We start from the raw sequence: 22914 nt of genomic DNA, 5'->3' as shown, positions 1-22914 counted from the left end.
TGGCCCGGCCGCCGTGGGCAGGAGGCTCACGGCGGCCGGGCCGCGCTCTTCCTACCGGTGGGTGAACTCCGGTGGCCTCTTGTCGATGAAGGCCGTCATGCCCTCCTTCTGGTCCTGGGTGGCGAACACCGCGTGGAACAGGCGGCGTTCGAAGCGGACGCCTTCGGCGAGGGTCGTTTCGAAGGCCCGGTTGACGGATTCCTTCGCCATCATCGCGACCGGCAAGGACATCCCGGCCACCGTGTCCGCTACCGCGAGCGCCTCGGCGACCAGGTCGGACGCGGGCACGATCCGGGAGACCAGACCGGCGCGCTCGGCCTCGGACGCGTCCATCGTGCGGCCGGTCAGACAGAGTTCCATCGCCTTGGCCTTGCCCACCGCGCGGGTCAGCCGCTGGGAGCCGCCGATGCCCGGGATCACCCCGAGTCTGATCTCCGGCTGACCGAAGACGGCCGTGTCGGCGGCGAGCAGAATGTCGCACAGCATGGCCAGTTCACAGCCGCCGCCGAGGGCGTAGCCCGCGACCGCCGCGACGGTCGGCGTACGCAACTGGCCGAGCCGGTCCCAGGCGGTGAACCAGTCGCTGAGATACATGTCCAGGTAGCTTCGCGGCCGCATCTCCTTGATGTCGGCACCGGCCGCGAAGGCCTTCTCGGAGCCGGTGAGGACGATGCAGCCCACGTCCGGATCCCGGTCCAGTGCCTCGGTGGCGGCGACGACCTCGGTCATGACCTGGAGGTTGAGCGCGTTGAGCGCCTTGGGCCGGTCGAGCGTGAGCAGGGCGGTGCGCCCCTTGCGCTCGACGACGATGGTCTCGTACGCCGTGTCGGTCATCGGGTTCCCTCTTTCTGGTGCCTCGCTGCCGCCGCCGCGTCGCGCAGGGCGTGGACGATGCCGGAGAAGTCCTCGCCCGCTCCGGCGCCTTCGGCGTACGCCGCGTACAACTCGGCCGCACGCAGGCCGAGTCCGGAGTCGATGCCGCCGGCCCGCAGGGCGTTGGCCGCGAGCCCGAGGTCCTTGGCCATCAGGGGCGCGGCGAAGCCGGGCCGGTACTCGCGGTTGGCGGGGCTGGCCGGAACAGGGCCCGGGACGGGGCAGTTGGCGGTGAGCGCCCAGCACTGGCCGGACGCGGTGGAGGCCACGTCGTACAGCGCCTGGTGGGACAGGCCGAGGCTCTCCCCGAGGACGAACGCCTCGCTGACCGCGATCATCGAGACGCCGAGGATCATGTTGTTGCAGATCTTCGCCGCCTGTCCGGCGCCCGGGCCGCCGCAGTGCACGGCCTTCTTGCCCATCACGGCGAGCAGCGGCGCGGCCTGTCCGTACTCCGCCTCTCCCCCGCCCGCCATGAAGGTGAGCGTGCCGGCCTCGGCGCCCGTCACACCGCCCGACACCGGCGCGTCCAGGGCGCGGTGCCCGGCCGCGACGGCGGCCTCGTGGGCGGCGCGCGCGTCGGCCACGTCGATGGTGGAGCAGTCCACGAACAGCGTGCCGGGCCTGGCCGCCGCGAGGAGCCCCTCGTCCTGGTACAAGGCGAGGACATGGCGGCCGGCGGGCAGCATGGTGATCACGACGTCCGCCTCGGCGGCGGCGGCCGAAGCGTCTCGTGCCACCTCGACCCCGGCGGCCTCCGCCGCCGACAGGGCCTCGGGGACGAGGTCGCAGCCGATCACCCGGTGCCCGGCGGCCGCCAGGTTGGCGGCCATCGGGCCGCCCATGTGTCCGAGCCCGACGAAGGCGACGACAGCGCTCACCAGGGCACCTCCTCGGGGGAGTCGGGCCCGGCGAGGCGCAGTTCGCGCTCGCCGAGCGGAGCGAAGAAGCGGGCCACGTCGTCGTCGGTCACCTCGGCCAGGGTGGCGGGTGCCCAGTGGGGGGTGCGGTCCTTGTCGATGACCTGGGCACGGATCCCCTCGGCCAGGTCGGGTGCGGACAGGGCCGCGCAGGAGACGCGGTATTCCTGCTCCAACACCCTTTCCAGGGTGCCGAGTTGCTCGGCGGACCGCAGGGCGGCGAGGGTGACCTTGAGTGCGGTGGGCGACTTGGCGGCGAGGGTGTCCGCCGCCTCCTTGGCCGCGGTCACCCCGCTCGCCAGGAGCCGGTCGACGATCTCCTCGACGGTGTCGGCCGCGTAGCAGTGGTCGATCCACTCGCGCCGCTCGGCCAGTTCACCGGGCGGGGCTTCGGTCGTGTGCCGCACGAGCACCTCCGTGACGGGCGACCGGGCGAGGTCGGCCGTCAGCGCGCCGAGCCGGGCCGCCGGAACGAAGTGGTCGGCGAGGCCGCACAGCAGGGCGTCGGCGGCGCCCACCGCGTTTCCCGTCAGGGCCAGGTGGGTGCCGAGCCTGCCCGGTGCGCGGGTGAGGAGATGGGTCCCGCCGACATCGGGGACGAAGCCGATGCCGGTCTCGGGCATAGCCACGCGGGAGCGCTCGGTGACGATCCGGACGCTGCCGTGGGCCGAGACGCCGACGCCGCCGCCCATGACGATGCCGTCCATGAGGGCCACATACGGCTTGCGGTAGCGGGCGATGCGGACGTTGAGGCGGTACTCGTCGCGCCAGAAGTCCGCCGAGGCGCTGCCGCCCGCGCGCGCGTCCTCGTAGATGGAACGGATGTCACCGCCCGCGCACAGGCCGCGCTCGCCGGCGCCACGGATCAGGACGGTCTCGACGGCGGGGTCGTCCTCCCAGGCGGCGAGCGCTTCGTCGACGCGGCGGACCATGGTGTGGCTGAGCGCGTTGAGCGCCTTGGGGCGGTTGAGGGTCACGTATCCGGTGTGGCCCTCGGTGTGCAGCAGGACCTCGTCCTGTCCGTCCGGGCTCATCGCAGGTTCTCCGTGAGTCCTCGGGCGACGATGACGCGCATGATCTCGTTGGTTCCTTCCAGGATCTGGTGCACCCGGAGATCGCGCACGATCTTCTCGATGCCGTACTCGCTCAAGTATCCGTACCCGCCGTGCAGCTGAAGTGCCTGGTCGGCCACGGTGTAGCCGGTGTCGGTGGCGAAGCGCTTGGCCATGGCGCAGAGCTGGGCGGCCCCCGGGTCACCTCCGTCGAGTGCCTGGGCCGCGGTGCGGACCAGGGCACGGGCGGCGGTGAGTTCGGTGGCCATGTCGGCGAGGCGGAACTGGAGCGCCTGCGCGTCGAGCAGCCGGGCGCCGAACGCCCGGCGGTCGGCGAGATGGGCGAGGCTGCGGTCCAGGGCGCTCTGGGCGCCGCCGAGCGAGCAGGCCGCGATGCCGAGGCGGCCGCCGTTGAGGCCGTTCATGGCGATGCGGAAGCCCTCCCCCTCCTCGCCCAGGCGCCGCTCCGCCGGGACGCGCACCTGATCGAGAACGACCTGGCGGGTGGGCTGAGCGTTCCAGCCCATCTTGCGCTCGTCGGCGCCGAAGGAGAGCCCCGGGTCTGTGCGTTCGACGACGAACGCGGAGATGCCTCCGGGGCCGTCGCCGCCGGTGCGGGCCATGACGATGTACACGTCGGAGGCCCCGGCCCCGGAGATGAACTGCTTCACTCCGGTCAGGACGTAGTGGTCGCCTTCGCGCTCGGCGCGGGTGCGCAGGGCCGCCGCGTCCGAGCCCGCGCCGGGTTCGGTGAGGCAGTAGCTGCCGAGGGTCTCGGCGGAGCAGAGGCCGGGCAGCCAGCGGTCGCGCTGGTGCTGGTCGCCGTACCGGTCGATCATCCAGGCGACCATGTTGTGGATGGAGAGGTATCCGGCGATGGAGGGGCAGCCGGTGGCGAGCACCTCCAGGACGAGCACGCCGTCGGCGCGGGTGAGCCCGGAGCCGCCGGACTCCTCCCGCACGTAGATGCCGGCGAGGCCGAGCCGGGCCGCGCGGCGCAGCACGTCGACGGGGAAGTGCTTGTCCTGGTCCCACGCGATGGCGTGCGGGGCGAGCTGCTCCTGGGCGAAGTCGAGGGTCACTTCGGCCAGGGCGAGCTGGTCCTTGCTGAGCAGGGTCGTGGTCACCGGGTCACCCCATCGTCGGGATGGTGAAGCTCGCGCCCTCCTTGACCCCGGAGGGCCAGCGCGAGGTGACGGTCTTGGTGCGGGTGTAGAAGCGGACGGCGTCCGGGCCGTGCTGGTTCAGGTCCCCGAAGCCGGAGCGCTTCCAGCCGCCGAAGGTGTGGTAGGCCACCGGGACCGGGATGGGCACGTTCACGCCGACCATGCCGGTGTTGACCCTGCGCGTGAAGTCGCGGGCGGTGTCTCCGTCGCGGGTGAAGATGGCGACCCCGTTGCCGTACGGGTGCTCACTGGGCAGTCGCAGGGCCTCCTCGTAGTCGGCGGCCCGCACGACGCACAGCACCGGGCCGAAGATCTCCTCGCGGTAGATCCGCATGTTCGGCCGTACGTGGTCGAAGAGCGAGGCTCCGGCGAAGAAGCCGGTCTCGCTCCCGGGCAGCGTGAACCCCCGCCCGTCCACTACGAGTTGGGCTCCTTCGGTGGCGCCGATGCCGACGTAACGGTTGACCCGGTCCAGCGCGTCGCGGCTGACCAGGGGGCCGAAGTCGGCGTCCGGGTCGTCGGAGCGGCCGATGCGCAGGGTGGCGATGCGTTCCTTGAGCCGGGCGACCAGGGCGTCGGCGGTCTCCTCGCCGACGGGGACGGCGACCGAGATCGCCATGCAGCGCTCGCCCGCCGAGCCGTAGCCCGCGCCGATCAGCGCGTCCACGGCTTGGTCCAGGTCGGCGTCCGGCATCACGATCATGTGGTTCTTGGCGCCGCCGAAGCACTGGGCCCGCTTGCCGTGGGCCGCGGCGGTGGCGTAGATGTGCGCGGCGACGGGGGTCGAGCCGACGAAGCCGAGCGCCTGGACCCGTGGGTCCTCCAGGAGGGTGTCGACCGCTTCCTTGTCGCCGTTGACCACGTTGAGCACACCCGGCGGCAGCCCGGCCTCAAGGAAGAGTTCGGCGAGGCGCAGCGGTACCGACGGGGCACGCTCGGAGGGCTTCAGGACGAAGGCGTTGCCGCAGGCGAGTGCGGGTGCGGCCTTCCACAGCGGGATCATGGCGGGGAAGTTGAAGGGGGTGATGCCGGCGACGACCCCGAGCGGACCGCGCAGTGAGTGCACGTCGATGCCGGAGCCGGCGTTGTCGGTGAACTCACCCTTGAGCAGGTGCGGAATCCCGGCCGCGAACTCGACGACCTCCAGGCCGCGTTGGATGTCGCCGTGGGCATCGGCGACGGTCTTGCCGTGTTCGGACGAGAGCAGCCGGGCCAGCGACTCCCGCTCTCCTTCGACGAGTTGGAGGAAGCGGAGCAGCACGCGGGCCCGTCGCTGCGGATTCCACCCGCCCCAGTCCCGCTGCGCCTCCTCGGCGTTGGCGATGGCCGCCTCGGTGTCGGCGCGGCCGGCGAGGGGGACCCTGGCCCGCACCGCGCCGGTGTTGGGGTCGTACACGTCGGCATGGCGGCCGGAGGTTCCGGTGGTGTGCTTTCCGCCGATGAAGTGGGTGAGTTCACGGACCATGGAAACCTGCTCTCGTCAGGTGGGATCCGAGGAGGGCGCGGCTTGCCGGCGGGACGGCACCGATCGGGGTGCGCGGCGCCCGCAAGGCGCGGGACAGCGAAGGACCGAAGCCTTCGACGAGTCACGAACGCGCGGACAGGGCCGTGCGCTTCGGGAACTCCGACGGATCACCAGGGCCGTGGTCACGTACCGGTGCCATGCGTGTCTTCTCCATCCTCGTGGACAACACGGAACACCCCACGGCCGGTATCCTGACTCCCGGATCAGCGCACATCGCCCGCCTTCCCGACGTCTCACACGTCAGTGGCGTACCGCTCGGCGACACACTCCCCGGTCACAGTGGCGGGACCGCGCCGGATTCACACCGGCTTCCCTGCACCGCGGGCTTACCCACGAACATATAGTTGGACGTCCTAGTAAGTCCACCCCCGCCCGTCAGCCGATGCCCGGCTTCTCTTCGGCCACCGGGTAGGGGACGAAGGTGCTGCTGTTCTCGTCGACGGCGAGGCGCCGGTCCAGCGGCGGTACGGCCCGCTGCGGGCAGTCGGTGCGTTCGCACAGGCGGCAGCCCATGCCGATGGGGACGGCGGCGGAGGTACTGGCGAGGTCGAGGCCGTCGGAGTACACCAGCCGTGCGGCGTGCCGGAGTTCACAGCCGAGCCCGATGGCGAAGGTCTTGCCCGGCTCGCCCCAGCCGCCCCGGTGGCGGGAGACCGCCCGGGCGGTCCACAGATAGCGCCGGCCGTCCGGCATGGCCGCCACCTGGACGTGGATGCGGCCGGGTGCGGCGAACGCCTCGTACACGTTCCACAGCGGGCAGGTGCCGCCCGCCCGTGAGAAGTGGAAGGCGGTGGCGGACTGGCGCTTGGACATGTTGCCCGCCCGGTCGACCCGCACGAAGGAGAAGGGCACCCCGCGCAGCCGGGGGCGTTGCAGCGTGCTGAGGCGGTGGCAGATCGTCTCGTAGCCGAGTCCGAAGTGGTCGGTCAGGCGCTCGATGTCGTAGCGGGATTCCTCGGCGGCCGCGTGGAAGCGGCGGTAGGGCAGGATCAGCGCGGCGGCGAAGTAGTTCGCGATGCCGATCCGGGCGAGCGGCCACGCGGCGGAGTCCTGGTCGAAGTCCTCCGAGGCGAGGGCGGAGATTCCCTCCGCGTGTTCGAGCAGGGCGAGTTGGGTGGCCATCCGGAACGCCTGCTGGCCCGGGCGCAGCCGGCTGGAGAGATGCAGGACGCGGGCGCCGGGGTCGTAGTGGTGCAGGAGCCGGCCGGAGTCCGCGGCGGTCCGCACGCCGTGCCGTTCGGCGAGGCGCGCGGAGAGCGCGCGCAGGACTTCCCCGGGGCGTACGCCGGTCTCGGCGGCCAGGTCCTCGGCGGCGAGGTCGATGTCGTGCAGGTAGTTCTGCCGCCGGTAGAAGAACTCGCGGATCTCCTCGTGCGGGGAACGCGGCTGTGCCACCGCGCCGAGCCCCCGCCCCTCCGCGACCTCGGCGAGCCGCTCGGTCAAGTGCTGGTTGCGACGGCCCAGTTCGACCAGGACCGAGGCCACGGCGGGCATGCGCGCGGCGAGGTCCGCGAGGTCGGACGCGGACACCCGGCCCACGGAGACCTCGCCGGTGAGCGCGTCCCGCAGATCGGCGACCAGGCGGCTGGTGTCGCGCTCGGAGAAGAATCCCGGATCGACGCCGAAGGCCTCGGTCAGGCGCAGCAGCACGGGCACGGTCAGGGGCCGGGAGTCGTGCTCCATCTGGTTCAGATAGCTCGGGGAGATGGCGAGGGTGCGGGCCAGGTCGGCCTGGCTCATCCGCCGTTCCTCCCGCAGCCGGCGCAGCCGCGCCCCCGCGTACGTCTTGCTCACCCGTGGCTCCCGTGTGGTCACGATCGTCGGCATTGCCCGCGATCGTAGCCGTCCGGGTGCCTCGTACGGGCTTCGCAAAGTTGGCAATGTGCGGGCGGAAGATGCGCAGAACTTGGCATCTTTCCACGGTTGTTGGCACTGAGTGCCAATGCCAGAGTCGTATCGCGGCCCGCCGAACTCCGTCGGGCGGAGCGGATCCGGGGCGCGACTTCACGCCCTGACGTCGGCACTCCCGGCGTCTCCGCCCGGCTCTGCACCATTGCTCGAATGGCCGGCCAGGGGTCCGACGGGCCGCAGCCCCACCATCACGACGGCACCCAGTGCCGATCATTCGCACAGTTCACGACGCACAGGTTACGACTCCCGGGAGACGGTCATGGCACAGGCAGACACGATGACGGCGGCGGCCGCGGAGCTGGCGCGGCGGTGGGCGAGCGATCCGCGGTGGCAGGGGATCGAGCGCACCTACAGCGCCGAGGACGTGGTGCGGCTCTCCGGCAGCGTCCGCGAGGAGGCCACGCTGGCCCGGCGGGGAGCCGAGCGGCTGTGGCGCCAACTGCACGAGCGGGACTACATCCACGCCCTGGGCGCGCTCACCGGCGGGCAGGCCGTCCAGCAGGTGAAGGCCGGCCTCCAGGCGATCTACCTGTCCGGCTGGCAGGTGGCCGCCGACGCCAACCAGGCCGGGCACACCTACCCCGACCAGAGCCTCTACCCGGCCAACTCCGTGCCCCAGGTGGTGCGTCGGATCAACAACGCCCTGCTGCGCGCCGACCAGATCGCGACCGCCGAGGGCGGCACGGACACCACCGACTGGCTGGCCCCGATCGTCGCCGACGCCGAGGCCGGCTTCGGCGGACCGCTCAACGCGTTCGAGCTGACCAAGGCGATGATCACGGCGGGGGCGGCCGGCATCCACTACGAGGACCAGCTCGCCTCCGAGAAGAAGTGCGGCCACCTCGGCGGCAAGGTCCTCGTCCCCACCTCCCAGCACATCCGCACCCTGAACGCGGCGCGCCTCGCCGCCGACATCGCCGACGTCCCCACCCTGATCGTCGCCCGCACCGACGCGTTGGCTGCCAACCTGCTCACCAGTGACGTGGACGAACGCGACGCGCCTTTCGTGACCGGCGAGCGCACGGCGGAGGGCTTCTACCGGGTGCGCAACGGCATGGCACCCGTCATCGCCCGTGGACTCGCCTACGCCCCCTACGCGGACCTCATCTGGGTCGAGACGGGCACCCCCGACCTGGCACAGGCCCGTGAGTTCGCCGAGGCCGTCCACGCCGAGCACCCGGGCCAGATGCTGGCCTACAACTGCTCGCCCTCCTTCAACTGGAAGGCGTCCCTGGACGACGACCAGATAGCCAAGTTCCAGCGCGAACTCGCCTCCATGGGCTACCGCTTCCAGTTCATCACCCTGGCCGGCTTCCACTCCCTCAACCACGGCATGTTCGACCTGGCCCGCGGCTACGCCGAGCACGGCATGACCGCGTATGTCGACCTGCAGGAGCGGGAGTTCGCCGCCCAGGAGCACGGCTTCACCGCCGTGAAGCACCAGCGCGAGGTCGGCACCGGCTACTTCGACCAGGTCTCCACGGCCATCAACCCGGCCTCCTCCACCACGGCCCTGGCGGGCTCCACCGAGGAGGAGCAGTTCCACTAGCGGTCGCCCGCCGGCCGGAAGGCCGGGCCCCGCTCGCCGCCCGATCCGCCATCCCCGTGTCCAGGGCGGGGGCCGCACGACCGCCTCCGTCCGGCCCCCGCCCCTCCCGCTGAGGAGACCCGCATGACCCTCTCCGCCCCGACCAGCCGTGCCCAGGTGCTCGGCGCTCCGGGACATCGGCACGACGAGATCCTCACGCCCGGGGCCCTGGAGTTCCTCGGCTTCCTCGTGGACGAGTTCGGCGACCGGCGCCGGCACGTCCTGAGGGAACGCGAGCGGGTGGCGTCCCGCCTCGCCTCGGGTTCACCGTTCGACTTCTCCGTCGCCACGGCCGGCATCCGTGCGGACGCGTCCTGGCGCGTGGCGCCGCCCGCGCCCGGCCTGACCGACCGCCGGGTGGAGATCACCGGCCCCCCGGAGCGCGGCATGGCGGTCGACGCCCTCAACTCGGGCGCGCGGGTGTGGACGGCGGACTTCGCGGACGCCACCGCCCCCACCTGGGCCAACATCATCGGCGGCCAGCTCACGCTGCTCGACGCGATCGAGCGGCGGATCGACTTCACCACCCCAGAGGGCAAGCGCCACCGGCTCGGTGAACGGATCGCCACCATCGCCGTACGGCCCCGTGGCTGGCATCTCACCGAGGAGCACCTGGAGTTCGGCGGCCGCCCCGCACCCGCCTCCCTCGTCGACTTCGGGCTCTACTTCTTCCACTGTGCCCAGCGGCAGATCGACGCCGGGCACGGCCCGTACTTCTCCCTGCCGAAGCTGGAGGGCCGCGACGAGGCACGGCTGTGGAACGACATCTTCGTCTTCGCCCAGGAGCGTCTCGGCATTCCCCGTGGCACGGTCCGGGCCACCGTCCGGATCGAGACGGTCACGGCGGCCGTCGCCATGGAGGAGATCCTCTACGAGCTGCGCGAGCACAGCGCGGGGCTCAGCGCGGGGCACTGGGACTACGTCTTCAGTCTCGTCAAGACCTTCGGCCACCGCACCGACTTCCTGCTGCCGGACCGGGCCAGGGTCACCATGACGGCCCCCTTCATGCGGGCCTGCGCCGAACTCCTGGTGCGTACCTGCCACAAGCGGGGCGCCCACGCCATCGGCGGCACGGCCGCGCAGGTGCCGAGCGGGGACGCCGACGGCTGCCAGGCGACACTGGCCAAGGTCCGGCTCGACAAGGAACGCGAGGCCGAGGACGGCTTCGACGGCTCCGGGGTCGCTCACCCGGCGCTCGTAGCCGTCTGCCGCGAGGTCTTCGACGGGGTGCTCGGCGCCCGCCCGCACCAGATCGACCGCACCCGTGACGACGTCGAGGTGACGGCCGCGCAGCTCGTCTCCGTGCGCCGCACCAGCGCGCCGCCCACCCCGGAGGGCGTCCGGACCAATGTGGGGGTCGCGCTGCGCTACTTCGCGGCCTGGCTGCACGGGCGGGGGGCCGTCGCCCTCGACGGGCTGGTGGAGGACGCCGCCACGGCCGAGATCGCGCGCGTGCAGATCTGGCAGTGGCTGCGGCACCGCGCGGTCGAACGCCCGGCGGTGCTGAAGCTCATGAAGGCCGAACTCGCCTCCCTGGGCACGGAGTACCCCCGGTCCACGGTCGACGCCGTACGCGGACTCTTCGAACGGGCCGCGCTGGCGCGGGAGTTGCCCGACTTCTTCACCACCGACGCCTACTCCCGCCACCTCGTGCACCACCCGGAACCCCGCTGCGCCCCGCCGCCGCTTCGGCACATGGTGGAGGCCGGCCCGCTCGGCCGGCCGGGCGCGCGCGGGGTCCACACCGACGACCGGGGCTGAGGGGCCCGGGTCGGCCGCCGGGCAGAGGGCCGGCGGCCGCTGTGGAGAGGGGCGTGGAACGGATTGGGAGATCCGTTCCACGCCCTTCACGCGCTCGCGCGAGCCGCCGTCACCAGCGAACGGCGGTGAAGTCGACCGGCCGGGGCTCCAGTTGAAGGGTGCGTTCCGTCAGCGCCCGCAGCCGCCTGGACATCTCGGCGGCGGGCAGCCGGTGGCGGTCGCCGTGGCCCGGCAGTACCCATTCGAAGCGGAGCCGCCCGGCGTTCCTGGCCAGGGAGGCGGCCTGCTCCTCGATGGAGTACCAGGTGACGCTGTCCGCCACCGCCAGGTCCCCGGCGGCGCGTGACCAGTAGAAGCTGTCACCGCTGAAGCAGTACCGGTTGTCCGCGAGGTAGAGCACGCTCCCCCGGGTGTGGCCGGGCAGCGGGTGGACGGTGACCCCTTCGGCGATCTCCACGGGGTCGATGCCCCTGATCACCCGGTCGGCGTCCGGGGCCGCGTCGAGGTCTCCCTCGTGGATCCACAGGCGGGCTCCGAAGTGGTCCGCGTACCGGCGGCCGTGCGCGGCGTGGTCCCGGTGCGTCAGGAGTACGTCGGTCACCGGGCTCAACGCCGCGTAGCGCTCGGCGAGTTCGGCGCTCCAGCGCGGGGTGTCGATCATCATCGCCGTGCCGGAAGGCCGCAGCAGGAGGTAGGAGTTGGCCGCGGCGGTGTGTGGGGAGTTGTGCCCGCAGATCCACAGCCCGTCGTCCAATTCCATCGGAAACGGGTCGAGGGACTGGTCCGCCCGCCCGGACCTGCGGCGGATGGAGCGGGTGGGGCAGGCGAAGACGGCGGCGTGCAGACGCCGGGTCTCCGCCGCGTCGCTGGGGGGACGCCGGATCCGCGACTTGCCGTCGACCTCGCCGATCAGCTCGGGCGCGAACTGGCGGGCGACATCGCAGTTGGTGCAACGGTCGTCCACGTACCAGTCGTCCATGGCAGGGCTCCTTCGACAGAGGGGCGTGCTGAACCAGGGCCGTCACCGGTCTGCCAACTCCCTTACGGATGCGGCTGGTTGCGGTGACCGAACGGCCAAGTATTCACACCGACCGCCCCTCTCGCACATGGCCGACCACTGAGCGGCCGGGCCGCGCGCCGCGTTCAGTGAACGGCGCCGAGCGTCCTTCCGGTGCTGAGCACCCCACTGAGCTGGGCCGACTGACCCGCTGCCGCCTTCACGGCGAGCGTCGTTCCGGAGCCGTCGGCGCGCACCTGGCCCGTCACGGCGATCCGGGTGACGGCCCGGCTTCCGGCGGCCAGGAGGTACTGGGTGCCCGAGGGTGCGCTCCAGTGGGCGGCGGCGAGGATGTGCTGGTTGAAACGGCTGCAGTACGAGGTGTCGCGCGCGTCGGCGACCAGGGTGCCGGGCTCCCGTGGTGTCGTCGCGGGCGGCTGGAACCGCACGGTGGCCCGCCCCGGGCCGTTCCAGGTGTCGGCCCTGGAGCACAGCCACTCCGCTTGGCCCGCGCCCTCCGGCAGTTGCTGTTCCGCGAACACCCAGTTGTTCACCGCCCGTACGCCGTCCCCTGCCGTGGACCGCAACGTACAGGCCGTGTGCGACCAGCTCACCAGGGCTGCCGCGCTCGTCGCTTCGCGGGGCTGGCGGGCCGGGGCGCCGCTGCCCGGCGGCGGGGTGTAGGTGAGGTGGACCGGCGACAGGCCGCCGAGGTCGGTGAGCAGAAAGGCGTGCTTCTCGGCGATGCGCTCGGAGGAACGCAGTTGCAGGGCGGGCCAGTTGGAGCAGGGACCGGTGAGGCCGGGACGCGGCACCGCGTCGCTGACCCCGTCGTCGGCGACCGGCAGGGGGCGGGCCGGGCTGTCGGGTGCCAGCAGGTCGCGCGTGGTCGTCTCGGCGACCCAGGGGGCGAACAGGAAGCGGATCCGGCTCTCGGTCCGGGTGAGGACGACGGCGGCCGCCGTGGTGACGTCCGCGTTGTCGGCGCGGGAGAAGGCCAGTTCGGCCGGCTGCCCGGCTGTCTCCGCATAGCGCACGACCCGCTCGCCGTCGTACAGGAGGACCACGTCGGCGTCGTCCACCCGTCCCGCGTACAGGAGTTGAGGCGCGGCTGACGTGGGGCCGGTCCCGGTCCTGGGCGCGGCCGAGACACGGACGGCGGGGCCCGGGCGCGCCCAGGCGCGCAGCGCGCGGCCCAGCAGCGCGCGGTCGCCGGTGAGGCTGCCGCGTGCGGGCCAGACGGTGAAGTCGATGCGCGAGCTCGACTGCCAGGCCGCGGCGGGAGCGCGCACCAGGGATGCCGGATCGACCATGGCGACTGCGACGGCGGCGCGGTCGGTCAGATCCCGGGACGCCGGGTCCTTGGCACTCTGGCCCACGGTCAGCATGACCGCGACCAGGAGGGCAGCCGTGAGCCCCCAACGCCGCCAGTGGCGACGACGCAGCAGGTCCGTGGGCCGGGCCTGCACCGTGCACGGGTCGAACTCGACGGAGTCGAGCAGCAGCCCCGCCTGCGTCCCGTCCTGCGGGCCGAGCCGCTCGGCTGCGCTCAACGCGGCCTCCGGCTCCGGGATTCCGGCCGCTTCCAGGAGCTCGGCCGCGGCGTCCGGGGCGTAGCCCTCCAGGTGCTGCAGCACGAAGGCCGCCCGCACCTCGGCGGGTACGGTCGCCAGCTGCTGCTCCAGGGCCAGCTCGTCCGCGCCGCCGATGCGGGGCGACAGCCTCAGCCCCCACACGGTGGGCAGCGCCGGCCGCACGGCCCTGCGCCAGCGGGCGGCTCCGTGCTCGTACGACAGCGCGGCGCCGACCACGCGCCGCACGATCCAGCCGAGGGCCGGAGCCCTGTCCCCCCGTGGTGCGGGCACCCGGCCCTTCTTGATCGGCCCGGGCCTGGCGGGCAGCGCGTTCTGTACCACGCCGTGCGCGGCGAGCACGCGCCGATGGCGGCCGAGCCGGGGCGGGAGGATGAGGTAGGCCAGCCGGACGAGCCGGGGGTAGTGCTCGACCAGCGTCGCCTCCGCCTGGCCGAGCGCGGGCACCGGACCGGCAGGACGGGGATGACGCTCGCGTTGAGGGGCTGGCATGGTGGGGCACCTTCTCCGGGGCGGACGTTGGGACGATGCCCTTCAAACGAGCGAATCGGATGACAGTCACACCGCGAGCGCCTCTTGCAGGCGCACGCCCGCATCCAAAGCGCCCTTCGCGCCCCCGCATCCTCCGGGGGCGCTCCCTCGTTCGCCCTTCCATGGAAGAGTGCGCTCATCCGATCAACGGCCCGCGCGTGGCGCGGCGTCGGCCCGCACCGACGAGGGACGCCGACGCCGACGCGCCGCGCGACGAGGGCCCACCGCCCGGGGATCCGCGTGCGCGGCGCGGCCCGACCGGGACCGAGGCCAGCTTCAACCGGTGGTGCACGGTGTTGTTCTGACGGCCATGCGCGGAATTGGGCACCTCCGACACGGTGGAGCGCCGCTCCCCCGCCCCGCCGGGCAGGGGATCATCGAGAGCCAGAACGGGCCGGCGGCGAACCCGATGATCGGCGCGAGCGGCTGTACCGGCTGCGGGGCCACACCCGACGCCGTCCGGCCCTCCTTCGAGCGGGGAGGCGGCCTAGGCGAAGGCGCGGGAGCTCGGGTACGAGATCGTGCACCCGCTGACCACGGAGCCGTGGGGCTTCCGCCGCTTCTTCGTGCGGGCCCCGGACGGCAACGTGATCAACATCGGGTTCCACTGCGAATGAGGGCCCGCCACGGCACCGTCGACCGGCCCCCGCGCCCCCAATCGCGTCCGCGCCGGATTCACCCGAATAGCGTCCTGGACGGGCGTGGGCCCCCCAGGGGTGTTGGTGTGGAGTGCTCTCCCCTGTAGGAGGACCCCATGTACGAAATGCACGTCGGCACGGCCGTCACCGGCACCCGCCGGGTGTGGCACGTCGTCGCCCACGACCAGCGCGCCACCTTGTGCGGCCAGCCCCTGGACCCGGACGAGAACACCCAGACCGACCACCACTGCCTGCCCTGCATGACGGCCTTCCAGCGCCTCATGCAAGCTGTCGAGCCCGCCTGACGTCCAGGACCGGACGGCGGTCACGGGTGTTCGCCGCCGAGATCCGGGGCCCGGCACCCGCTAGAGGCTCCTGGTCATGAACGTACTGTTCCGGTCCGGCCGGTAATCGGCGAACGGCCCGCACGGGGCGAACCCGAACTTCTCGTAGAGCCTTCGCGCGGGCAGGAAGAAATCGGCGCTGCCCGTCTCCAGGCTCAGCCGCGTGAAACCCATGCGCCTGGCCTCGGCGATGACGTGCTCCAGCATCCGGGAGGCGATGCCGCTCCTCTCGCGCGCCGGGGCGGTACGCATCGACTTCAGCTCGGCGTGCGCCGCGTCGAGCCTCTTGATCGCGGCGCAGGCGAGCAGGATGCCCCCGTCCCGCGCCGCCCAGAAGGTGATCCCGGGCCGGCGAAGGGCATCAAGATCGAGGGCGTGTTTGCTCTCCGGAGGCGTGATGGACTGCATCTGCCTGACGTGTTCATCGAGGAACCCGGCGACATCGGAGCCGGAGAGGTCGTCCACCGCGATCTTCACCTTGTTCGTCCTCTTCCAGGTCACGTGGGGGCGCAGGGGCCGCTTGGCTCTGGCGCTGCGCCGACCGTACGCGGCCGGGAAACGGACTGCCAGGACTTCGACGCGTCCGCCGAGCCCGGACAAGGCGGTGTAGCGGCTACGGGCCGCCGACGTCGGGCGCCTGTCCCACCAGTGCTTCTGTCCAGGGTGCCGCCATTGACATGGAAACGGGGGCGGGGCCGACCGGATCAACCGGTCGGCCCCGCCCCCGCGCACTGACCGAATCGGTCAGTGCTTGAAGACGTCCTTGATCTTTTCCTTGGCCTGGCGGGCGTCACCCTTGGCCTGCTCGCCGCGGCCCTCGGCCTCGAGGCGCTCGTTGCCGACGGCACGGCCGGCGGCCTCCTTGACCTTGCCCTTGGCCTGCTCGACCTTCGACTTGCCCTTTTCCTCACCGGACACAACGACCACTCCCACACATCGACGCCAAACTACGACAGCAGTACTCCTCGCCGCATTCGGCCGATCCAAACCGCAGGAGCCAGAAGAATGTCCGCCGCCTTCCTCAAGCGTACGGGATGACGTCGGGGATTCGATCGGGCCCGGGATTCGGGAACCCGAACCGGGGAATACGTATCAAGCCGATTCGAGTATGTGACGGGTGCCTATCGGGCACACGGCGGACTGGAGGTTGATAGCCATGGTTCCCCTTCTTCTCGTGCTGCTGCTCGCCCTGATCCTTTTCGGCGCGGGGTTCGCTCTCAAGATTCTCTGGTGGGTCGCCATCGTGGTCCTGGTGCTCTGGCTCGTCGGCTTCGTCGCCCGCCCGCGAGGCGGAAGCGCCCGCTGGTACCGCTGGTAGGCGAGTAACGCGACGACAGACGAGAGGGGCCGGACCCGTCAAAGGGTCCGGCCCCTCTCGTCTGCGGTAGCCACCATCAAATGGCAAGGCCGCCGACGTCGAGAAAGAAATGCGCTGAAAACAACTTGAAGGAAGAAGAGCCGAAGAGAGGCCATTCATGGACGGGTTCGCGCCTGCGAGCCCAGAGGTGGAGCACCTCCATGGCAAGCCCGAACCCGGCCGCTTTTCCCTCATTCAGTCAATGCCAGGCATTTTCAGGCAGTGGCAGAAGTGGCGGTCTCGAACATTCCCGCGCGGAGCTTGGCGACGGTACGCGACAGGAGTCGGGAGACCTGCATCTGGGAAACGCCCAGCTCTTCGCCGATCTGGCTCTGCGTGAGCTCCTCGCCGAAGCGCAGCTGCAGCAACAGACGCTCGCGGTCGGAGAGTTCGGCCATCAGCGGGGCGAGGGTCTGGAAGTTCTCGACCAGGTCCATCGCGGGGTCCTCGGCGCCGATGAAGTCCGCGAGGGCCGCCTCGCCGTTCTCCTCGTCACCGGAGAGCGCGGCGTCCAGGGAAGCGGAGTTGTAGCCGTTGGCGGCCATCTGCGCCTCGACGACCTCGTCCTCGCTCAGGTCCATCAGAGCGGCCAGTTCCTTGACCGTGGGCGAGCGGTCCAGGCGGCTCTCGAGCTCCTCGCGGGCCCGTGCCAGCTCGCTGCGACGCTCCTGAAGGCGGCGCGGCACATGGACGGCCCAGGTGGTGTCGCGGAAGAAGCGCTTCATCTCGCCGACGATGTAGGGCACCGCGAACGTCGCGAACTCGGTCTCACGGGACAGTTCGAACCGGTCGATCGCCTTGATCAGACCGATCATGCCGACCTGGACCACGTCCTCCATCTCGTCCGCGAAATTGCGGAAGCGACGGGCGGCGAACCGCACGAGCGACATGTTCATCTCGATCAGGGTGTTCCGCGCGTACTGGTAGTCGGCCGTGCCCTCCTCCAGCACCGCGAGGCGCTCGAAGAACTGCCGGGACAGCGCCCGCGCATCGCGAGGCGCCACGCGCGCCGGGTCCACGATCACCGGAAGCACCTGTACCTCGTGTCCGGTCTCCGGCTCGGCGGTCCTCATCGTCGCAGTCGCTACGGCAGTCACAGCCACTCCCCTCCTCGTCCCCCGTACAAATAACATTCGTCCCGCGTCTGCCCCGATCTCACCGATCCATTCGTCGCGATGTCGAATCAGTTTCCGGCGTCTCGCCCCCACCCTCCCCGCCGCCTCCCCACGGGGGTTTTCGGCGGACGGGAGCGGTCACTCTTGCGAGTGGCTCGCACACGGGGCCCCGGCCGCGAAGCCCGTCACCTGTCACCTGTCCGCGACGAGAAGGGCCGCCATGCAGACCCAGACCGCATCCGTCCTCGCCGACCTGCCGGCCCGTACCCGGGTCCCTCGGCGCAAGGGGCCCGACCTTCCGCTCTCGATCATGGGCGGCGCCGCCTGTTCGCCCCGCACGGATGTCGCCCCGCCGCGCGCGGATGAGGCGAAGCGCTGCCTTCGGGCCCGCGCGGGCCGGCGCGACGCATGAGCCGCCGACGCCCGGCCCCGGACCCGTTGCCCCGGCTGCACCGCGTCGACCTCGACGCGACCGGCCCCGAGGACGTCGTCTTCGACCACGACGGCCGGGTGCTTGCCGGGGTGGGCGACGGCCGCGTCCTGCGGATGGAGCTGCCCGGGCGCCCGGGCGAACGCGCCTCGGTGGCCGAGGTGGGACGCACCGGCGGACGCCCGCTGGGGCTCGAAGTCCTGGCGGACGGGCGGCTGTTGGTGTGTGACGCGCAACGGGGCCTGCTCCGGCTCGATCCCGACGGCGTGCCCGGGCCCGATGTGCTCGCCGACTCAGTCGCCGGGCAACCGCTGCGGTTCTGCAGCAACGCGGCGGCCGCCTCGGACGGGACCGTCTACTTCACGGTGTCCAGCCGTCGTTACGGGCTCGCCGACTGGCCGAGCGACATCGTGGAACACCGGCCCACGGGCCTGCTCGTACGCCTGATTCCGGGCGGCGAGCCCGAAGTGCTGCTTGACGGGCTCCAGTTCGCGAACGGGGTGGCGCTCGCGCCCGACGAGTCGTTCCTCGTAGTGGCCGAGACGGGAGCGCGCAGGCTCACCCGGTGGTGGCTGACCGGCGCCGCGGCGGGCCGGCACGACACGTTCGCGCAGGACCTGCCGGGCTTCCCCGACAACATGTCCCGCAGTCCTGGCGGCGGGTTCTGGGTCGCGCTCGCCGGGCCGCGCACCCCGCCCCTGGACTGGCTGCACCGGACCCCTTCGCCGGTGCGCCGGGCGGCGGCGGCCGCGCTCCGGCTCCTGCCGCCCCTGCCCGCGCACGCCGCCGGCGTGGTGGAGCTGGACCTCCAAGGCCGGTTGCTGCGTCAACTCGCGGACACGGGACGGCAGTTCCGCATGGCAACGGGCGTGGCCGAGCGCGACGGGCGGCTGGTCCTTGGCAGCCTGGTGGAGGACGCGGTCGCCTGGTGCGACGTCCGGTAGAGCCGGGGCGGACCCCGCCCCGCCCGGCTGCCCTCGGAAACGGGCCAGCAGGTCAGGGGGCGACCGTGGCGGGCGGCGGCGTCCACCGGTGGGTGCGCGAGACCGTGCCGTCGACGCCGAAGTCCTTCTTGAGCTGTTCCGGGATGGCGTAGTGCATGACCCGGCCCCGGGTGAGGGAGGACAGTTCGAGGACGGCGGTGAGGTGGCCGAGGCGGTCGAGCGCCCAGGCACCGAGAGGGGAACGGTCCTCGATCGTCTCCAGTACGCCGAGGAGGTGCGGCACCGCCTTGACGACGGTGTCCCAGCGGGTGCGCGGCACCTGGAGCCAGTCGGCGCAGGTGTCGCCGACGAGGTGGCGGATGAGCGCGGAGACGATCGGGTCGAAGAAGGTGCCGGGCACGATCTCCTCGTAGAGGTCGATGAGCTGCCGGGTCAGATGGGCGCCCTCGTCGGACGGCGCCATGTGCCGGACCATGTACAGGTCGAGGAACTGTCGCGCTTCCTCAAGGGACTTGGGGACGGCCTCCTGGTCGATGCCGAGCATCGCGCCGACCACGCGCCAGGCGTAGTAGTACGCCTCGGCTCCTTCCGTGGACATGTGGATGCCGAGGCGGTGCAGACTGTCCAGGACGAGCATGGAGAAGAACATCTGCCCGCCGATCATGTCCTCCTGGCAGATCGGAGTGCCGAGCGTCCCGGTGTCCCAGCGGTTCTCCCGCTGGAGGTGGTGGCGGATGGAGGCGTGCAGGAGGCGGACCTTCTGGGCGGCGGGAATGAAGCGGCTGCCCGCCTCGAAGGCGTCGGGCTGCATCAGATAGACGGTGAACTGTCCGGTCTCCGCCATCCGTTTGGAGGGGTACTTGAGGCCGTGCGTGGCCGAAAGGAGTTTCGCCACGTGCGGGACGACGTAGCACGCCGGCATGGAGGCGAAGGACAGTGCGGTGGAGATGTGCACGTTGTTGTCGATGAAGAAGAGCCGGGCCCGCTCCATCTCGCCCCAGTCCACCCAGGCCGGCGGCGCGCTGGAGACCTGGAGGTATTCCCGGGCAACGTCGGGCAGCCCCTCCGGCAAGGGGGCGCCGACGGTGGAGACGTACCGCATCAGGGTGTTGAACTTGCCCACCTCGCCCCGCTCGAAGAGCGTGGCCACGGTGGCGTCGGCGAGTTCGTCACCGGCCTGCCGCAGGGCGTCCATCGATGCCTCGGTGTAGGTCATGACAGGTCTCCTCGTCCTTCACGGGTCGTCGGCGACGCGCGGGCTCCGCCGCCGGAGGCGGCACGGCCCGGCTGTACGGGGTCAGGACAGACGGATCGCGGCGGAGCGCGCCAGCACGGTCAGGGCGGCGGTGGCGGGCGCGGGTGCGTTCAGGGTGTGCAGCACGGCGAGGGCCTCCTCGACCCGTTCGCCGATCATGGCCTCGATGCGGTCGGGGGCCTTGAGCCGGCGCATCACCGCGCGGACCTCGGCCAGCCCTTCCTCGTCCAGGTCGCGGCGGCCGAGGAGCGACCCGAGCCGCTCCCGTTCGCCCTCTCCGGCCAGCCGCCAGGTCTCGGCCAGCAGGGCGGTGGGCCGGTGGCCGCGCACGTCGTCGGCGTTGGCCTTGCCCGTGCGTTCCGGGTCGCCGAACAGGCCGAGCAGATCGTCGCGCAGCTGGAAGGCCTCCCCCAGCGGAAGTCCGTACGCGGAGTAGCCCTGCCGCAGCCGCTCGCCGGCCCCGGCCAGGGCGGCGCCGATCAACAGGGGCTGTTCGACGGTGTACTTGGCGGTCTTGTAGCGGATGACCTTCAGCGACGCCGAGGTGTCCGGATGCGTTCCGGTGCGCAGGATCTCCAGGCACTCGCCCGCGATCAGCTCCCGGGCGAGCAGCGACCACAGCGGGCGGGCCCGGGCCAGATAGGCGGCGGGCAGGCCGCTGGTGGCGAAGAGCTGCCCCGCCAGGGACATCAGGAGGTCCCCCACCAGCATGGCGAGGGACCTCGCGGCGGCGACGGCACGCGGCCGACGGCGCACGGCACCACGTAACGCGATGTGCGCCGTGGGCCGGCCGTGCCGCAGCGGGCTGTCGTCGATGAGGTCGTCGTGCACCACCGCGGCGGCGTGCACCAGCTCCATCGAGGCCGCCGCGCGCACCAGCGCGTCACTGTCCGGCTGTCCCACCGCGCGCCAGCCCCAGTAACAGAACGCCGATCGCAGCCGCTTGCCGTCGGCGACCGCGGCCTCCAACTGGGCCGCGACCGGGCCGAGAAGAGGATCGACGGCCGCCAGCTGGTCGGCCTCATCGGCCACGAAACAGTGCAGCACCTCGTCGACCCGGGCCTTGAACGCGACCGGCTCCCACCGGTCAGACATCGTCGCCGGCCCGTCGGGCCCGGGCGTGCCGGGCGAGAACCTCCAGGTGGGCCGGCGGGACGGCCGCGTACCGGTCCATCACCAGGCGGCCGCGCGCCACCAGATCGTGCTCGGCGTCCGCCGCCAGCTCGGCCGCGTCCGAGCGGCGCAGCAACCCCCGCGCGACCCCGACGGCCGAGCCCAGCGTGCTCACCGCCAGATCGGCGAGTCCCGCCGCCAGTAAGACCGCCTGCTCGTCCAAGCCTCCGCGTCGGCCCGGTTCCCCTGTCATGGCACGCATCCCCTCACCCTCGGCACAGCCGGACGGCGCCCGTCATATGCCACCCCTCCCAGAATCGGGTCGCACCGGGGTCCGGGCCGCGAGAACTCACGATCGGGTGATGGGATCGCTCGTCCGTGCGCACCGGCTGCCGTCGCCGCAGCCCAGGGGCGCCGGTGTCCGGCGGTCGCGCCGGGCGGTCGCCCGACCGGGCGCCGTTCGGCCGCAGTGGTTTGGCGGGGCACCCGACCGGGATACCCGTGGCACGTGATCCCCTCTCACGTCGATGACAAGCTGCCCGAACTGGCAGCCTTCCTCCACGAGGTACGGGCCCGGCGGCCCGACGACGGCACCTGGTGCGAGGCGTGGACGGTACGCGACGTACTCGCCCACCAGACGGGCACCGCCGAGGAACTGGCCCGGGTGCTCGAGGCGTTCCTCGCGGGCTCCCCGGTGGAGACCCGCGGGTTCGACCGGGAAGAGCCGTACCGGCGGCTGTCCGACTCCGATCTCTGGACGGCGTTCATGAGCCGCTGCGAGCGTCTGGCCGAGATCGCCGCGGCCGCCGAACGGGACCTTTCGCCGGACACCGAGGTGATGTGGACGGGCCGGTCCGTGTCGGTGCCGTTCTTCGCGGAACACATGCGGGAGGAGCTGATCCTGCACCGCTGGGACCTCAGCGGCGACGACCGGACGGCGGCGTTGGCCCTCGGTGAGCCCTGGATGACGGAACACAGCGTGGTGTCCGTCGGACGCCCGCTGCTGGCCAGAGGCAGCACCGGTCTCGATCTGGGTCCCGACGGGAGCGTCGAGGGGCGTCTGCGTACGCCCGGCACCGACGATGTCGTCGTGACGGCGGACGCGGAGGGCACCGGCATTCGCCTCGCGGCCCCCGAAGGCCCCGCCACCATCGAGAGCGACGCGGCCACCCGTGTCCTGCTGCTGTGGGGGCGGCGTCCGGCCGACCCCTCGCGCTGGCGCAGCTCCGCCGGCCCGGAGCACTTGCGTCGGGTCCGGACGCTGCTGAGCGGCTACTGAGGTTCAGGCCGGGTCGACGGCGGGCTCGGTGGCGTACCGGCGCATCGTCCGGACCGTCGCCTCGGGTGTCATCGGCCGGCCGCCGGCGATCATGTCCTGGAGGTCCCGGAAGTACTGGACGTAGAGGTCCGGGGTGAACGTGCTGAGCATGACGGCCGGTTCGGCGGTCACGTTGGCGAAGGTGTGCGGGGCTCCGGGCGGGACCATGACGAGGGTGCCCGCGGGGGCGTCGTGGTCGCGGTCTCCGACGGTGAAGCGCACCGTGCCGGAGATGACGTAGAAGCCCTCGTCGTGCTGGGCGTGCCGGTGCTGCGGCGGTCCGGGGGTGTGCGGGGCGAGCACGGACTCGGCGATGCCCAGGCGGTGTCCGGTGTTGCTGCCGTCTTCCAGGAGGCGCAGTCGCGTGGTGCCCAGGACGATCGTCTCACCGTCGCCCGGGCCGACCACCGACACGGCGGGCTCGGCGGCCGGCTCACTGTTCTTCGGTTCCTCGGTCATGACTCGATTCCACCGCGGGGCCCTC

22 protein-coding genes, 1 pseudogene and 1 riboswitch are annotated in these 22914 nt (G+C 72.0%); of the genes and pseudogenes, 8 read left to right on the top strand and 15 right to left on the bottom strand.

Features of this window, described 5'->3' with window-relative positions:
• Positions 1-51: 51 nt before the first annotated feature.
• From ACFYZA_RS04515 to ACFYZA_RS04490, 6 genes are all read right to left on the bottom strand, one after another.
• The gene (locus ACFYZA_RS04515; protein WP_382600484.1) at positions 52-834 is read right to left on the bottom strand and encodes an enoyl-CoA hydratase; all 783 of its coding nucleotides are present in this window, start codon (positions 832-834) and stop codon (positions 52-54) included.
• On the bottom strand, positions 831-1754 hold the full coding sequence (gene mmsB, locus ACFYZA_RS04510; RefSeq protein WP_388487121.1) for a 3-hydroxyisobutyrate dehydrogenase: 924 nt from the start codon (positions 1752-1754) through the stop codon (positions 831-833). The genes ACFYZA_RS04515 and mmsB overlap by 4 nt, the downstream gene beginning before the upstream one ends.
• The gene (locus tag ACFYZA_RS04505) at positions 1751-2827 is read right to left on the bottom strand and encodes an enoyl-CoA hydratase/isomerase family protein (protein ID WP_388487119.1); all 1077 of its coding nucleotides are present in this window, start codon (positions 2825-2827) and stop codon (positions 1751-1753) included. The genes mmsB and ACFYZA_RS04505 overlap by 4 nt, the downstream gene beginning before the upstream one ends.
• Complete coding sequence (locus ACFYZA_RS04500) at positions 2824-3972, bottom strand: acyl-CoA dehydrogenase family protein (RefSeq protein WP_388487117.1); 1149 nt, start codon at positions 3970-3972, stop codon at positions 2824-2826. Before ACFYZA_RS04500 ends, ACFYZA_RS04505 begins: the two co-directional genes overlap by 4 nt.
• 4 nt (positions 3973-3976) lie before the next feature.
• Positions 3977-5476, bottom strand: a complete 1500-nt coding sequence (locus tag ACFYZA_RS04495; RefSeq protein WP_388487115.1) for a CoA-acylating methylmalonate-semialdehyde dehydrogenase — start codon at positions 5474-5476, stop codon at positions 3977-3979.
• Between the two features lie 223 nt (positions 5477-5699).
• A riboswitch (cobalamin riboswitch) is annotated at positions 5700-5885 on the bottom strand.
• Between the two features lie 26 nt (positions 5886-5911).
• The gene (locus ACFYZA_RS04490; RefSeq protein WP_388487990.1) at positions 5912-7330 is read right to left on the bottom strand and encodes a short-chain fatty acyl-CoA regulator family protein; all 1419 of its coding nucleotides are present in this window, start codon (positions 7328-7330) and stop codon (positions 5912-5914) included.
• A gap of 376 nt (positions 7331-7706) precedes the next feature.
• On the opposite strand from ACFYZA_RS04490, the gene aceA reads away from it, so the two are divergent.
• Together aceA and aceB are read left to right on the top strand one after the other, a co-directional pair.
• Positions 7707-8996 carry an isocitrate lyase gene (gene aceA, locus ACFYZA_RS04485; RefSeq protein WP_382600474.1) on the top strand — a complete coding sequence of 430 codons (1290 nt, stop codon included), beginning with the start codon at positions 7707-7709 and terminating at the stop codon, positions 8994-8996.
• 123 nt (positions 8997-9119) lie between these two features.
• Positions 9120-10796: a malate synthase A gene (aceB, locus tag ACFYZA_RS04480; RefSeq protein WP_388487112.1), complete on the top strand. Its 1677-nt coding sequence runs from the start codon at positions 9120-9122 to the stop codon at positions 10794-10796.
• A 109-nt stretch (positions 10797-10905) separates the two neighbouring features.
• Here aceB and ACFYZA_RS04475 read toward each other — a convergent pair whose 3' ends face one another.
• Positions 10906-11775 carry an MBL fold metallo-hydrolase gene (locus ACFYZA_RS04475; protein WP_388487110.1) on the bottom strand — a complete coding sequence of 290 codons (870 nt, stop codon included), beginning with the start codon at positions 11773-11775 and terminating at the stop codon, positions 10906-10908.
• Between the two features lie 164 nt (positions 11776-11939).
• Complete coding sequence (locus ACFYZA_RS04470; protein ID WP_388487107.1) at positions 11940-13877, bottom strand: hypothetical protein; 1938 nt, start codon at positions 13875-13877, stop codon at positions 11940-11942.
• Positions 13878-14422: 545 nt separating this feature from the next.
• Here ACFYZA_RS04470 and ACFYZA_RS04465 point away from each other — a divergent pair.
• Together ACFYZA_RS04465 and ACFYZA_RS04460 are read left to right on the top strand one after the other, a co-directional pair.
• Positions 14423-14533: pseudogene (locus ACFYZA_RS04465) on the top strand (VOC family protein); the annotation flags it as partial.
• Positions 14534-14670: 137 nt separating this feature from the next.
• Entirely contained in the window at positions 14671-14859 is a 189-nt protein-coding gene (locus tag ACFYZA_RS04460; RefSeq protein ID WP_388487104.1) for a hypothetical protein, read from the top strand.
• A gap of 60 nt (positions 14860-14919) precedes the next feature.
• Here the strand turns inward: ACFYZA_RS04460 and ACFYZA_RS04455 are convergent, their stop codons facing one another.
• Complete coding sequence (locus ACFYZA_RS04455) at positions 14920-15375, bottom strand: GNAT family N-acetyltransferase (RefSeq protein ID WP_388487101.1); 456 nt, start codon at positions 15373-15375, stop codon at positions 14920-14922.
• Positions 15376-15642: 267 nt separating this feature from the next.
• Positions 15643-15816, bottom strand: coding sequence for a CsbD family protein (locus ACFYZA_RS04450; protein ID WP_100573672.1), 174 nt, complete (start codon positions 15814-15816; stop codon positions 15643-15645).
• Positions 15817-16054: 238 nt separating this feature from the next.
• Here ACFYZA_RS04450 and ACFYZA_RS04445 point away from each other — a divergent pair, with 238 nt between their 5' ends.
• Positions 16055-16216, top strand: a complete 162-nt coding sequence (locus ACFYZA_RS04445) for a hydrophobic protein (RefSeq protein WP_382596896.1) — start codon at positions 16055-16057, stop codon at positions 16214-16216.
• Between the two features lie 254 nt (positions 16217-16470).
• On the opposite strand, the gene ACFYZA_RS04440 is transcribed toward ACFYZA_RS04445, so the two are convergent.
• Positions 16471-17328 (bottom strand): SigB/SigF/SigG family RNA polymerase sigma factor, encoded by an 858-nt coding sequence (locus tag ACFYZA_RS04440; RefSeq protein WP_382596902.1) that lies wholly within the window; start codon positions 17326-17328, stop codon positions 16471-16473.
• A 262-nt stretch (positions 17329-17590) separates the two neighbouring features.
• Between ACFYZA_RS04440 and ACFYZA_RS04435 the strand changes: the two genes are divergently transcribed.
• Together ACFYZA_RS04435 and ACFYZA_RS04430 are read left to right on the top strand one after the other, a co-directional pair.
• The gene (locus ACFYZA_RS04435) at positions 17591-17782 is read left to right on the top strand and encodes a hypothetical protein (protein WP_388487099.1); all 192 of its coding nucleotides are present in this window, start codon (positions 17591-17593) and stop codon (positions 17780-17782) included.
• Positions 17779-18744 carry an SMP-30/gluconolactonase/LRE family protein gene (locus ACFYZA_RS04430; RefSeq protein WP_388487096.1) on the top strand — a complete coding sequence of 322 codons (966 nt, stop codon included), beginning with the start codon at positions 17779-17781 and terminating at the stop codon, positions 18742-18744. Before ACFYZA_RS04435 ends, ACFYZA_RS04430 begins: the two co-directional genes overlap by 4 nt.
• 52 nt (positions 18745-18796) lie before the next feature.
• Here the strand turns inward: ACFYZA_RS04430 and ACFYZA_RS04425 are convergent, their stop codons facing one another.
• The 3 genes from ACFYZA_RS04425 to ACFYZA_RS04415 form a co-directional block, all read right to left on the bottom strand.
• Entirely contained in the window at positions 18797-19960 is a 1164-nt protein-coding gene (locus ACFYZA_RS04425; protein WP_388487095.1) for an oxygenase MpaB family protein, read from the bottom strand.
• A gap of 81 nt (positions 19961-20041) precedes the next feature.
• Positions 20042-21094 carry a polyprenyl synthetase family protein gene (locus ACFYZA_RS04420; protein WP_388487093.1) on the bottom strand — a complete coding sequence of 351 codons (1053 nt, stop codon included), beginning with the start codon at positions 21092-21094 and terminating at the stop codon, positions 20042-20044.
• On the bottom strand, positions 21087-21365 hold the full coding sequence (locus ACFYZA_RS04415) for a polyprenyl synthetase (protein WP_388487091.1): 279 nt from the start codon (positions 21363-21365) through the stop codon (positions 21087-21089). The genes ACFYZA_RS04420 and ACFYZA_RS04415 overlap by 8 nt, the downstream gene beginning before the upstream one ends.
• Positions 21366-21620: 255 nt before the next feature.
• On the opposite strand from ACFYZA_RS04415, the gene ACFYZA_RS04410 reads away from it, so the two are divergent.
• A complete protein-coding gene (locus tag ACFYZA_RS04410; RefSeq protein ID WP_382596883.1) occupies positions 21621-22391 on the top strand; it encodes a maleylpyruvate isomerase N-terminal domain-containing protein in 771 nt (256 codons plus the stop codon).
• A gap of 3 nt (positions 22392-22394) precedes the next feature.
• Here the strand turns inward: ACFYZA_RS04410 and ACFYZA_RS04405 are convergent, their stop codons facing one another.
• A complete protein-coding gene (locus ACFYZA_RS04405; protein ID WP_382596881.1) occupies positions 22395-22889 on the bottom strand; it encodes a cupin domain-containing protein in 495 nt (164 codons plus the stop codon).
• Between the last annotated feature and the right edge of the window lie 25 nt (positions 22890-22914).

This window comes from Streptomyces sp. NPDC001828 (genome assembly GCF_042892175.1).
GTDB lineage: Bacteria > Actinomycetota > Actinomycetes > Streptomycetales > Streptomycetaceae > Streptomyces.
Note: the sequence above shows the minus strand (reverse complement) of the source record. Positions and strands in the feature narration are given on the sequence as shown.